The 12,518-nt window shown below is 58.5% G+C and carries 9 protein-coding genes; 4 read left to right on the top strand and 5 right to left on the bottom strand.

The genetic code is table 11. From position 1 onward, the window contains the following. Window positions 1–196 precede the first annotated feature (196 nt). The 3 genes from OXM57_14410 to OXM57_14400 all read left to right on the top strand — a co-directional run bounded on the left by OXM57_14410 (window position 197) and on the right by OXM57_14400 (window position 5,299). Entirely contained in the window at window positions 197–1,312 is a 1,116-nt protein-coding gene (locus OXM57_14410) for a hypothetical protein (protein ID MDE0353872.1), read from the top strand. Then, complete coding sequence (locus OXM57_14405) at window positions 1,299–3,794, top strand: hypothetical protein (GenBank protein ID MDE0353871.1); 2,496 nt, start codon at window positions 1,299–1,301, stop codon at window positions 3,792–3,794. Before OXM57_14410 ends, OXM57_14405 begins: the two co-directional genes overlap by 14 nt. Before the next feature lie 98 nt (window positions 3,795–3,892). Further along, window positions 3,893–5,299 (top strand): hypothetical protein, encoded by a 1,407-nt coding sequence (locus tag OXM57_14400; GenBank protein ID MDE0353870.1) that lies wholly within the window; start codon window positions 3,893–3,895, stop codon window positions 5,297–5,299. A 164-nt stretch (window positions 5,300–5,463) separates the two neighbouring features. Here the strand turns inward: OXM57_14400 and OXM57_14395 are convergent, their stop codons facing one another. From OXM57_14395 to OXM57_14375, 5 genes are all read right to left on the bottom strand, one after another. Continuing rightward, the gene (locus OXM57_14395; protein MDE0353869.1) at window positions 5,464–6,423 is read right to left on the bottom strand and encodes a DUF2511 domain-containing protein; all 960 of its coding nucleotides are present in this window, start codon (window positions 6,421–6,423) and stop codon (window positions 5,464–5,466) included. Window positions 6,424–6,816: 393 nt separating this feature from the next. Beyond that, entirely contained in the window at window positions 6,817–8,505 is a 1,689-nt protein-coding gene (locus OXM57_14390; GenBank protein ID MDE0353868.1) for a hypothetical protein, read from the bottom strand. 18 nt (window positions 8,506–8,523) lie between these two features. Next, window positions 8,524–8,748, bottom strand: coding sequence for a DUF2188 domain-containing protein (locus OXM57_14385; protein ID MDE0353867.1), 225 nt, complete (start codon window positions 8,746–8,748; stop codon window positions 8,524–8,526). Between the two features lie 247 nt (window positions 8,749–8,995). Further along, window positions 8,996–10,072 carry an XRE family transcriptional regulator gene (locus OXM57_14380; protein ID MDE0353866.1) on the bottom strand — a complete coding sequence of 359 codons (1,077 nt, stop codon included), beginning with the start codon at window positions 10,070–10,072 and terminating at the stop codon, window positions 8,996–8,998. Then, window positions 10,069–10,854 (bottom strand): hypothetical protein, encoded by a 786-nt coding sequence (locus OXM57_14375; protein ID MDE0353865.1) that lies wholly within the window; start codon window positions 10,852–10,854, stop codon window positions 10,069–10,071. Before OXM57_14375 ends, OXM57_14380 begins: the two co-directional genes overlap by 4 nt. Window positions 10,855–11,342: 488 nt before the next feature. Between OXM57_14375 and OXM57_14370 the strand changes: the two genes are divergently transcribed. After that, window positions 11,343–12,491: a tyrosine-type recombinase/integrase gene (locus OXM57_14370; GenBank protein ID MDE0353864.1), complete on the top strand. Its 1,149-nt coding sequence runs from the start codon at window positions 11,343–11,345 to the stop codon at window positions 12,489–12,491. Window positions 12,492–12,518: the final 27 nt, after the last annotated feature.

Raw genomic sequence — 12,518 nt, 5'->3', positions numbered from 1 at the left:
CAGGAGGTGGGGAATTTCAGTGATCGAGAGTGGGGACTTTCAGTGATCGCCAACAAGTGCACGGTCACAACAACCCATCCGATCGGCCTTTTCGTAAGTCCGATCCCTCCCTCGTCTTCGCTCGGGTAATACCGGGTTTTCCTTTTGTGGATGGTCTCTGGCCTGCCGGGGTGCCCTAGGCCGACGTGTCGTAGGGATGTCACACCTGACGCGTAGACTCGATTTCATGTTCCACTACAGATTCCCAGAGGGCGTGGAGTTCTTGGGCGAGGATGGCCTGGGGCAGGTGAGGATGACAGTTAGCGTCCCAGCCGACGAAGAAGGTCATGTCGGACGAGAGTGCCCATCTTGTGGGCAGCATTTCCGGATAGCGTCTGACGACTATCAGGCGCTGCCCAACGAACAGCTTCTCTGGTGCGTGTACTGCGGTCACCAAGACGAGGCCGGCCGCTTCACTACCGCCCAGCAACTGGAACGAGCAAAACGGGCGGCTGCTGACTACGCCATGCAAAAGGTACGCGACACCCTCCAAAGTGCCCTGGGTGGGTCATCACTCAACTCCCACAACTCCCCTCTGCAGATCTCATATCACACCGATCCGTTCTACCCGCAGCCACTTCCAGGCGTCAGCGAGGAGCGGCTGGTGAGGGAGCGGTCTTGCCCAGCCTGCCGGTTCAGGTACGCAGTGTTTGGAGAGCACCGCTTCTGCCCCGTTTGTGGACAACTCCCAGCCCTATTGACCGCACTAGACAGTCTTGCCGCTGAAACCACTCGGCTCGATGCCCTGACCCATGTGCCCGCAGCACAACATGCCGAACTGAGGGAGTCGGGAGTGATAGATCGCACCTGTGTCGACACCATCGAGAACGCAGTAGGGATTGTCGAGAATCTGGCCAGACGCACTTTCGGGGAACGAGTCCCGGGAGCCGAGGACATACTGAAGGGACGAGGACAGGTGTTCCAACGTCTCGACGACCTTGCCGACCTCTTCCTCACGCACCTCGGGATTGATGTCCGGGAGAGGATCGGCCCTACGTGGACGGAATTGCAGGAATCGTGGGCAACCCGCCACGTCTTTACTCACTGTGACGGAATTGTCGACTCTAAGTATCTCACCAGTGTCCCAACCAGCACCCTTAAAGAAGGACAGCGTCTGATCGTGACCGAACAAATGGCACACAGGGTCCTTCGCGACGCGGAGCTTCTGTGTCGAACCATCGCAGAAGTGTTTCCCAAGAGCCGACCGCAGGTGGTTCCTGAAGGGTCAAAGAGAAAGGCAGCCAGGGAGGACGAATTCAGTGCCTGGAATTGAAGAGGAGTTTCAGGACGCCATAGAGATGGGTCGGGAGAATCAGAAGTTCATTTCAATGGGTAAGGCATGGTGTACGAACATCCGAGTAGACCGTGGCATCTGGGGTGTGGGCATGGTCGAACAGGCGACGGGTCTGCCAGTGTCGGGAGGGAGTTTCGCCTGTGATTTCGCCAGGAATCCTGGTGGGATGAGCGCTATGCGTTTGGCCAGCTCTGCGTTGGCCTTTTACGAGGACAACTGCAGAGGCTGTGAACATCGGTCGCCGGGTGGGCGTGTCCCAAACCTGGGAACTTGGGCGGAGGGGTTAATAGCCGATCGGGAACGCCGGGAAGCTGCACAGGCCGAAGAGGACAGAGTCGCTGCTCAGGAGCAACAGCGACGAATCTCTCAACGCCAGGCAGTAAGTGCTTCTCTTGATGCGGCGGCTCAGGAAGTGGTGGCTCTTGTCAACAGGCTGGATACCGATCCTTCCGACGAGGAAGCAGCAGAGATGTTGAGAACCACAGCACGGCTCGCTCCCGATTCCTTTCCCGACGAGTTGAAGGACCAGTTTTACATTGACGCCCCGTTGTTGAAATTGCCGATTTTGGTGGAGGTGCTATTGGAACTCGACTCTCAGGCCAGTCCTCCAGAGTTGCGTTTTCTTTGTTTGACGGCGGTTCGTGACAGGTGGGCTATCACCGAAGGATGCGGCTATTTCAGTGAACATGCGACGATCAACGATGTCGCAGAAGATTTGGTCGAGGTGGCGGTTTTCCATGCGGTCCCCTCAGGGTTCCCTTTGGAAGATGTGCCTGGCGAGCCGGGTGCGTTGCTCCGTTTTCACTCTCTAGCCCCTGAAGTGGTCGAGGCGAAGATCGCCTCTTTGTTGCGACATGGGGAGTCAAGAAACAGAGCGGTAGGAGCCGTTGCGGCGCAAGCCTTGTTCTCCGCCGATCCAACCGCTGGCGACCGACTCCTCAGTGCTCTCTTGGACGGCCTGCGGTTCGATGAAGGCATCTGGGATGAGCATCATCCTGCACGTAAAACGTCTATGGCTGTCAGCGAGGTGTTCAGGAATAATCCCACGGCAACAGAGGCCGCAATTCAAGCTCGGTGGGTTCACGCTACCCCCAGTTACCGTGCTCGCCTTCTTGACATTTACACCCAGTTCGTCTACTCGCAAGAAGACAATCTCCCGGCAAATGCGGTCCAATTGGTGTATTCGCGGGTCATTTCAGCCCTGCAAGAGCCGATGGTAAGAGGTGCCGACCTCCGCGACGACTTTCAATTCATGGCAGCCGAGTTGGTTGGGAGGGCGGTAAGCAAATCTCCAAGAGTCTTGCCATCTTTAGAGAGCCTCTTGGGTCTGTGGCTCGTCTGGATGGCCAGAAGAGATGACATCGAGTCTGTGGAACCGGAGGATTACTTCGGGGCGCTGGAACTCATGGGAGACCAGACGAGGGTCGGAAGCCTCGTGCACCGTCTGTCGGAGGCAATAGTGAAGGTAGCCTCAGATGATCCAGATGGTTTCTTGACCGTTTGTGAGGATGTCTATCGAGAGACGGAAACGACGTCGTTGGTCAGAGCCCAGGTGGTGCGGATGGTCGGCCGGCTCGTGTCCCGGTCGTCCGAACACGTCGGGAAAGCCTTGCCACTTGTCTACACAGCGATGCTCGGCGATGAACAGGTAATACGTGCTGCCGGAATGGAAGCAGCTGGACAGGTTATGAGGGGGCTCCGACCAGAGAGCATCCCTCCTCTTCTCGCCACCGCCGTAGCCGCAGGACTTACCGATCAATACCTCATTGTTGTGGAGACCGCTGTCGGAGCCATCCAGGTTCTACCTGCAGACCTGGTGTCCTATAGAGAGGTCCTCAATCTTGTTGTCATCGCTTTTTCTTACGCATCGGACCGACAACGCGAAAAGCTGGTCCGGTCCGCTCTCATGGGAGCGCTTCGAATAGCCAACCACTATCAGCAGCACCTAGCTTCGGTTCGAAAGAAGGCCCTCTTGGTGATCGACGCTATGCCACCGGCCAGCGCACGGGAAATGCTCCTCATGGTCCCTTCGCTGATGCAAGAGGACAATTGGGTCCCTTCTGCTATCAACGCACTTCGAACGGACGACGATCCCAATTGTGAGTATCGCAGTGAGGACAAGAGAGACAGGCTGCTAGTGCGACTCGCTCAAAAGAGGCTCTCCGAAAACCAGATCGAGTCGCTCATGAGGTCTGATTTCGCCACCCGGCCAGCTGATCCGCACCGCTCACTGGTAGCCGCCGACTTCTTCGCTGAGATCCATCGACCTGATCTAAGCACACAGATCGTTCGGTCCGCCCTACAGGAAATGCCAGACACCATAGAACAGCGCTTCACCCGGCGTCAACTGTCACTTTGTCAATGTGTGTTCGAACTCGAAGTGGCCATAGCAGCCAGCGACTCCAGATCCCGCTCTCATCTTGTCGACAAGGCGAAAGAACTATGCAGCGAAGACGAATAGACCCTTCCCCCGACGCTGCCGCTGAGATGGGCCGGGCTCTTACACAAAGGCACCCGGCATCACAACGAGGGTCAACCGGTCCTGACCTCGCGATCACAGTGACCGCCAAGAGTGCCCTAGTTGATGCCCTTGATGCGATCGCAGGTGGTTCTACGGACGCCGACAACCTGGAACAAGCCCTGCTTGCCTACCAAGAAACAGTCCCATCGGCTTCGACCGGCGATGTGCTGTGGGCTTATTGCGAACTCATAGAAACCCTGGTACATGCTGTTCGGTGGCTCCAAGCTCAGTGGAACGCAGAACCCGAAACCTCTCTTCATGCAAACGCCGCCCGGATCCGAGCCTCCGCGGTCGCAAACCGATCCCATCCAACATGGCCCGAACCGCTCACTACAGCAACTCGACACCTAGCCAAGCTGACCGACCCCAGCACCCCTCAGGTGGTTGCCGCCAACCTGTCCCGAGTGCCCATGCCTCCGAGAGTCACTCCGCTGTTCAAGCCCCCTCAACAGGCATCGGGAAACCGAACCGGCGACGATCCTCCCGAGGAGAAACCCACCCTGGTAATCGTCATCCGGTTCCAAGGAGAACCTGTGATGCGGCCAACAGCCCTCCAACCCGGAGCTATGCACCGGTTCGAAGCGGAAGTCCGCATCGACCCATGGCCAGAAGACACTGATCACTTGGAGGTGAAATTCATTTCGGTCTTCCCCAGAGACTATCTCTACGCCTCCGATTTGACCTTCACCAAAGAGGAGCTTCGGCAGCCCCTTGAAATACGCATCGGAGGAGAAAGACCATCGTCGGACCCGCCGTTGGGACTGACCGCAAGTGCGACCCTTCTACGCGGCGACCAACGAATCCCAGCCCGCATCGCTGGTAACACCACCCTCGAACTGGTCACCTTCGATCCCGGAACGGCGACACCTCTCAACATGCCAACCACGGCAAGAGCCGTTCAACAGAGGATGAGTGAACTAGCCAACGCCCTCCCGGACCTGAGCAGAGAAGACAAGCGGGATGTGCGATTGCTAATAGAGGGTGTCTTGCGATTCGGTCACACACTTCTTGATGAACGTCTTGACGCAGAGGCCGACATTGATGAGGACTGGTTCCAACGCAACCTGAGCTTCTTTCTACGGGCGGACCCGACCATCGGTGCCCGACTCGAGGGTCACGCCATGCGGGCAGGGGGAATAACCGACCCGCTTCTTGGCAGGATCCCACTCGAGTTGAAAGTGGACAAAAAGGCAATTTCCCTTGAAGATGCCGCCCGTAGATTCGTCAGACAACCGACCCAGTACGCATCAGCCGGCGATTCACAGGTCTCCCTGCTCGCCGTTCTTGATACCTCTGAAAAACGGGCACCCGCGGGCGTGATGGGCAACGAGATCAAATGGGAATACCCCGAGATAGCAACCGGACCACACCCACCATTCCCTTCAATGGTTGGCATCATCATCATTCGGGCGGGCTTCCCTCGCCCCAGCGATTTCAGCCGATAACAGTAATGCTCCATCGCTCCCCGCCCTTTCCCTGATCGCCTAACAAACCTCCCGGCCCTGCTGCGGAATGTGACAGACACCCTTGCAAGAGGTAATAGATTCCCGTCTGCGTGCAAGAGACGCTGCCGTTCGCGCCCGGTAGGACTCATAGAGGACGCGTATCTTCAGTCCGTCATTTCCAGCTTCAATCCGTCCTGGATCAGGGGAAAAGTGCTCACCTTCAGGCCTTCGAACTCGGGATGGGGCTTCCAGATGTCCTCAAGTTCGTGTGTTGTGAACCCATAGCGTTGCAGTAGGCCTATCGAAGTGCCATTGAGGCAGTATTTCTTCCTGCTGACCTCCACCCAAACTGCGCTGTGTCTGCAGCAGAGTTTGGCTGTATCCACGGTTAGCGGCCACCGGTCTCCAAATTCTGCAGCCGTGATTTGTCTCGTTTTGCGGCCAAGAACGAATCGCAGCTTGTCATATTGGGCTACAAGGTACACATACGGAATCGCCCCCACTGTCAGCCAAACTGGATACGAGATTGATTCCACCAGGGCGATCCAAGCATCCCGATCCCCTATTAGCGAATGGACGGTGCGCAAGAGCATCACTAGTCCCCAGACCGCAAGAACGGCGTTGGACAAGCGAGCAGCGCCTGCGAATTCTTCCCGCAGGGACGCCCAGACCGCCACGATGCCGAACGCTGTCACAAAGGGGAAGGTGCCGATCTCCCACCAGATACCCATCACCGCGAAATTCAGGAGGATCGAGAGGATCGCTGCCGGAGCGAGGGTCTTTGTCAATGCTCGTTGAACGCTACCCGTTCTTTTGCCGGGGACAAGCTTGGCTGCCATGAGGGAGACACCGGAAGTGCAGGACCAGACGATCGACGTGAAAACAGGCGCGATGTCGAAGGCCCCCAAGCCCCTTCCAACACTGAATCCAGCCGCTGAGACGACTGCGGTAGTCAAGAACAGTCCCATAACACTGAGGAATATGACAGGCTTGAAGAAAGCCATTAGCAGACCCCGGACCGAGTTTCTAATGTCGGGGAACTTCACACCCAGGATCAGCAGTGCTATCGAACCCCAAACGAACGCCGCCTGGTGGCGAGCGTTCAGATCAAACCATTCGACCACTCTACACCTCTCGTCCCTTTCTTGGTGCTCGGCTAATAATCATGGCCGCCCGGGTAGGCTGGGAGCGGTTGTTGGCTCGTCGAGATCCCCCACCAGGAGACACAAGAACGTGGCGGGTCTGGTCCTACTCGGCAGGGACCCGTGCGGTGTCCGACATCGCTGCGGTAGCGGAGTCCTCGAACCCGAGGGCCTCATCGATGGCACTTTCGATGCCTCCGTTCCGTCCAGCCACGCCACCATGAAACATGACGTATCCCATCTTATAAAGAGAACTCTGCCACCTTCCCTGAGGTGGGCCTTAGCAGGGAGGTCGGGGTGGACATCACACCCTAATGGGGAGACACCCACATTTTTAAACATCCCATGAAGGGGTCGGTGTCCAACACCGCTTGCCTAGGTCTCTTCTGATGACTCCTTGATGGACAGAATCCGCAGTTGGCACGCCGCGTGAATCAGGATCGCTGCTTCCTGAGAGGTAGGATCGTCTATGAGTCCATGAGCCACTCTGTCCCGCAGGTTCAAGCCAAGAGACTCAACCAGCAGTGTTCGCCAATAACGCCGCACCCCTTCGTGCATCCGGCCCTCCAGTTCCGACAACACTCCACCCAGATCCTTTACCCCACCTACTCTCTGGCCTCCTCTCGAATCCCTCAGAATGGGTATGCCAAGCTTTCCGGCAAGGCCACGAATGGCGTTCTCCAGTCGGAGGGCCAGAATCGAGACGCATGACCGGTAGTCCCCTGCCTCATAGTGTTGAACCGCCAAGGCAATCCATTCCGCCTGGGTCTCGTCTACGAGATCGGATTCGAAAACCTTGGCACTAGCACCCAGCGGTCCGTATCTTTGCCTGATCGCTTTCAGGATGAGAACCGCGGTGGCAGCGAAAAAGTTTATGTTGTAAGCCTCGGTCCAAACGACCTGGTACTCCTCGAATTCCTCACGTGTTTGGACCTGTTTGATCAGCTCCCCGTGTTCGCCCGTTATCAGGTTGGTAAACAGGGAACGCATTGAGAAATTCTCCTGTGCGGAGGCCCGGTTTTCCTCTGGGTCCCCGCTGGGTATCTGCAATCCGAACCGTCCGAGTGCATCCCACAGGCTGTCATCGCCAACAAAGGCCCCGATATACGCGTCCATATCGGATGCTGGAATCTCAACCTGCGTTTCCACGCGTTCGAAAGCGTCCTCGCTCAAGGGACCCGCCTCTTGTTGCAATTGGTTGGCTAGATCCTTCAAGCCGTGTCTCTCGGCTAGCTGGATTGCGTCCTGAAAGTGCTTGTACCGGGCCAATCCCTCTTTTAGCCGCCCTTCATCGGCATGGGCGTTCACTTGTGCTTCCCACAGGGTCCGTTGCTCTTCCTGAGTCTCGGCCAACTTCGACTTCATTCTCAGGCCACCGAGTCGGACGTAATAGGGCTGTTCGTGCTGAAGAACAGCGTCAATGAGGTTCCCGAGACCATCTGGACGGTGCTCCTTTCGCAGATCAACAAGCGCAGACAGGGACCGGAGGGTGACTCCAGATGAAATGTCGGCATTGTCGATGTCTCTCCGCACCAGGTCCCGCAAGGCTGCGATAGCCGAGGACTGCCGCGTTTTGTCTCCTAGTTGCCTAGTGAGGGAAAGTGCTCTGCAGGCCCCCTCTGCCAGGTCGACCTCCTCGCCAAAAGGCTCGTCCAAGGCCAGCAAATAGGCATCTGCTGCTCGCCGTCCCCACTTGTATCTCTCTTCCCCGTACTTGGCTTCCCACAGCAAATCAGCGAACCTCGCCTGGACGAACGAATAGGGGGCACAAGAGAAAGCCCTCACCCAGATCGGAAGCCAAGACGGCGAAACACGAGAAATGGGAGCCGGGTACACCTTGTTGCCAATCTCGCACAATGGGGTAAAGACCCCCCATCCTTCCCTCTGGCCGTCAAGCTCCAGCATGTAATCGAGACCTGCTCGCAACGCTTCCAAGATGCCTTCGTCCGACAGTTCCAGATTGCGGGCCACCGTGTCAAGGTCTTGTAGGTCCCCTTCCCGGGCAGCTTCGCAAGCAACCGAAAGAGCCTCAGCGATTTGCTCGTTGGTTATGTCAGTGACCACCGATCACTTCCCTTGGTGCTACCCCTTCGGTGGATACGGGCCTCTCCCGTAGCTGTTACGACTGCCGATCCGGCCGTCTTTATTGTGGATTATGTGCTCGGTCTTTTCCCGCTTGGCGGTCTTCCTGCCGGCTGCTTGGGCGGCTGCCTTTGTAGAAAACACCTTGCTGACCCGGGAGGATCCGTCTCGCCTGTTAGCCCAGCCCTTGTCGTGAGGGACGGTGCGCACTGGAGGCTTGCTCATGTCATGTTCCTTTCGTAGTGAACGCGAGATCCATCAATCCCGCTAGTGCCAATGCTTCTATATCAGCCACTGAAGTACCTGTAGTGCCAAGTACAGCCCCAGGAGTTGCAGTGCCCAGGCGACCAAGCGGCTACATTCTCTGCGGATAGCTCCCATAGTCATTCACCTCCTTTCTCGAAATGGTTGCACGCCGTTGTGGCGCGGGAACAAAGGTCTACGCCCCTCATCCCAAAGACGGACAACCTGTTCACTTTCGGTGGCTCCCACTGTCTTGTACTATGCGGAGCCTTCGGCGCGATAGCGGTAACACCGCAGCTGCGCGGTCCACATCAGCGAACCCGCCAAGGGCAGCGACTTGTTGTGGGTGGTAGGACAGTTCTGCAAGGGCGTTGACGATCGATGCCGGAGTTGAGGGGGTTTCGGGCGGCAATTGTTCACTCAGCGGCTCCTGTTTCCGCCATCCCCTGGCGCTGAGCGCCTTATAGAGAGAGGTTCTGTTCGTCTGGGTGATCGTGCCAAGGTTGTAGGCTCGCTCGATCAGCGCGGCTATGGAAACCATCCACTTGCGTTTTAGGTTGGCGAAGTGACCTAGGGAGCGTCGCCTGAGTTCAGGGCGTATCAGATGGGCGGGCATGAGAAACTCTGCAGCGAACCGCATGGCCTCTTCTTCGCTCAGCTTGGATAGATGAATTGGTTCTGAGTGCATAACTATGTGGCCCAGTTCGTGCGCCAACGTAAGCCGTTTCCTATCGGTTGGCACTCGGGAGTTGATCATGATGATCGGATGGTCATCGATCCACTGGGAAAGGCCATCCACGCGAGGAGTGCCGAAGTCGCGTTCGATAATCAGGCAACCTGCTGATTCCATCCACGCGGTCAGGTCCCGGACTGGTCCCTGAGGCATGCGCCATTGGGCTCTCACCAGACGAGCTGCTTCGTGGGGCGGGTACTCAACCGGATCAAGAGAGGGCATGTTGTTCGGTGCCTGGTAGTCCACTATGGAGAGAATGAGCCGCATCTGCGCTCGGAGGACATTGATGCCCGCTTCGAGGCGTCTCCACACTCGTACCGGGGCGGTAGCCCGTCGACGCATGTGCGCTTCTGTGGCTATGGAACCGGCGATTTGGGACATGTTGGTAAGAAGGCGACTGTTTACCCCGACAGCCGAAGCCAACTGTTCAAGGGTCTCCGAGTCCGGGTCCCGTAACCCGTTTTCGTATCTTGACAGCGCCGCTTGGGTTATTTCTGCTTGGTCGGCCAACTGCGCCTGGGTTAACCCGGCGGCGATTCTTGCGGTGTGGATGGCTTCTCCCAGTCGGCTCATGTCTCCGAATCCTTCCGTTTGTCGATGTTGGTTTCCAAGGGTCGAACGGTGGGGACAGGAGCGTCCGGTCGGGACGGCACGATTACACCCGAAGGCGTGTCCGGTGTGATTTCCCGAAGCCATAGAGGTTTGCTTCTGCTCGTCGGATAGGACACCGTAGCCGCGCCTATCTCTCCGATGTCGCGGTGCCAGATGTAGCCGAACACCAGGTTGACCGTCTCGGGGAGGTCGTCAAACAACACGAACTGTCCCGCCGGTGGGTGCTGCCCGTAGAACCGGAGGGCTTCGGTGGTCGGGTAGCTTGCGACGGCACCGGTGCCGTGGTGCCGTTTGACCCTGATACGAAACCGGTCGTGGACGACCAGTTCCCGGATGGGGCCTTTTTCGTAGATGGAGACCTCTTCCAAGTCGTCGGTTTCGGCTCTGAGGTGATGCCACAACCAGTCGTGGAGGAGGTTGGACAGTCCTCGAGGGCCGTTGGCGGCCGCTTGGGAAGGCAGGGCGGACCTGTATTCGGCGAGATCATCGGCTGTTTTCGCTACCGCTGATGCCCACGCAGCGAGCACTTTATCACCCAAGGACTCCAAAACCCGCTCGCCATCTACGGAAAAACTATCAGATTTCATACCAGGAAATATACCAGAGTCTCCGAGCCCCACCAAACAGGTTCTCCAGACCCATCCCGCCCATAACTTCGCCTCCTCGCCCACAACCTCCGCCAACCCAACGACTTCGACCACGACAACTAACGCGAACCAGACAACAAACAGCCACCCACCCATAGGGCCACCCAGCGTCCTGTCCAGACAGCTGATGTGGCCAACGGGCTGATAACCCGAGGGCCACCCACCTAACACACCCCCGGGGACACAGCACCGACAGCAACCACTCCCGCTGTCGGCTTCGGCGCGCCCGAAAAACCGGAACCCCACCCACGGCAGCCGTCAAAAGCCAACAGCTAGACCACACCACCCTCCGAAACGGTCACAACCGCCCGAAACCACCGAAAACCGGGAAAACGGCCTGTCAGCGCCCTAAATCGCCAACTGATTTGAAATAAATCGCAGACTGCGCCAGGTGGGCGTTGACGGAATCAAAACACCTACCCCAAATCCGGGAAGTTTCATAATGTTCCATAATACTCCTTTGACCTGGGAAAACATAGGGTTTTCCCGATTTGGCTTGTCGCAGGCGGTTTCATAGAATAACATAGCATCACGTTAATATGGTGACAACGGAAGTGATAACGGAGGATTGAAGGGGGTAAACGGTGCGTCTTTACGCGGGATTCGTGCGGACGGTGAAGAGACCGGGACGGTACGGGGACGGCCGCGGTTCCCACGGGCTGGCGCTGGTGGTCCAACCGCGCAAGGGCGGCGGGGTCCGCAAATCGTGGGTGCAGCGGGTCCGCATCAACGAACGGACAACCAACCTCGGCCTGGGGGCCTTCCCGGTGGTGTCCCTCGCCGAGGCGCGGCGGAAGGCCCTGGAAAACCGCCGGGCGATCGAACAGGGCCAGGACCCCCGGGGCGGCGGCATCCCCAACTTCCGGAAGGCCACCGACCGGACGATAAGGCTCCACTCGCGGGGCTGGAAACCGGGAAGCCGCACCGAGTCCGCCTGGCGCAACGGGTTCGCCAACCACGTCTACCCGCGGATCGGTCACATGCCGGTCGACAGGATCACCACCGCTCACGTCCTCTCGGTGGTCGCCCCCCTCTGGCATGCCAAACCGCGGCAGGCCGAGCACCTGAAGCGGCGCATCGGACAGGTGATGCAGTGGGCGATGGCCCAGGGCTACCGGTCGGACAATCCGGTCGGGGAGGCCCTGTCGGCGACGCTGCCACGAAAAACCAGGCCGGTCGCCCACCATCGGGCGATAGACCACGCCGACGTGGCCGAGGCGCTCCGGAGGGTCGAACGATCCAACGTGGCGGCCTCGACCGGACTTGCCATCCAGTTCATAGCGGCCACCGCCGCCAGGACGGGGGAAGCCCGCGGCGCCCGCTGGTCCGAGATCGACTTCGAGGAACGAGTGTGGACGGTCCCCGCCGAGAGGATGAAGACCCAGAGAGACCACCGGGTGCCGCTCGGCACGATGAGCCTCGACGTGCTGCACAAGGCCGCCCGCCACTCGGACCCGGCGGACCCCGGAGCGCTGATCTTTCCGGGGGTGCGCGGCGGTCCGATAGGTCACGGGGCCCTGGCGGCGGCGTTCCGCAGGCTCGGCATCGGCACCGTTCACGGACTCCGGTCGAGTTTTCGGGATTGGTGCGGCGAGCTGGGCATCCGCAGGGAGGTGGCGGAGGCGGCGCTGTCACACATCGTCAAAGGCGTCGAGGGCGCCTATGCCAGAAGCGACCTGCTCGGCCGACGCCGCGAGGTCATGGAAGCCTGGGGAAGATACATCAAGCCCTGAAAGCTCAACGGGCTTTCGGTGTCCCGA

It is taken from the genome of bacterium (assembly GCA_028820935.1).
Taxonomy (GTDB): domain Bacteria; phylum Actinomycetota; class Acidimicrobiia; order Spongiisociales; family Spongiisociaceae; genus Spongiisocius.
Note: the sequence above shows the minus strand (reverse complement) of the source record. Positions and strands in the feature narration are given on the sequence as shown.

Bases quoted from the DNA above. Each gene is read 5' to 3' on its own strand.
- OXM57_14410 (MDE0353872.1), top strand. From the start codon at position 197: ATGTCACACCTGACGCGTAGACTCGATTTCATGTTCCACTACAGATTC.
- OXM57_14385 (MDE0353867.1), bottom strand. From the start codon at position 8,748: ATGAGCAAGCCTCCAGTGCGCACCGTCCCTCACGACAAGGGCTGGGCT.
- OXM57_14380 (MDE0353866.1), bottom strand. From the start codon at position 10,072: ATGAGCCGACTGGGAGAAGCCATCCACACCGCAAGAATCGCCGCCGGG.
- OXM57_14375 (MDE0353865.1), bottom strand. From the start codon at position 10,854: ATGGGTGGGTGGCTGTTTGTTGTCTGGTTCGCGTTAGTTGTCGTGGTC.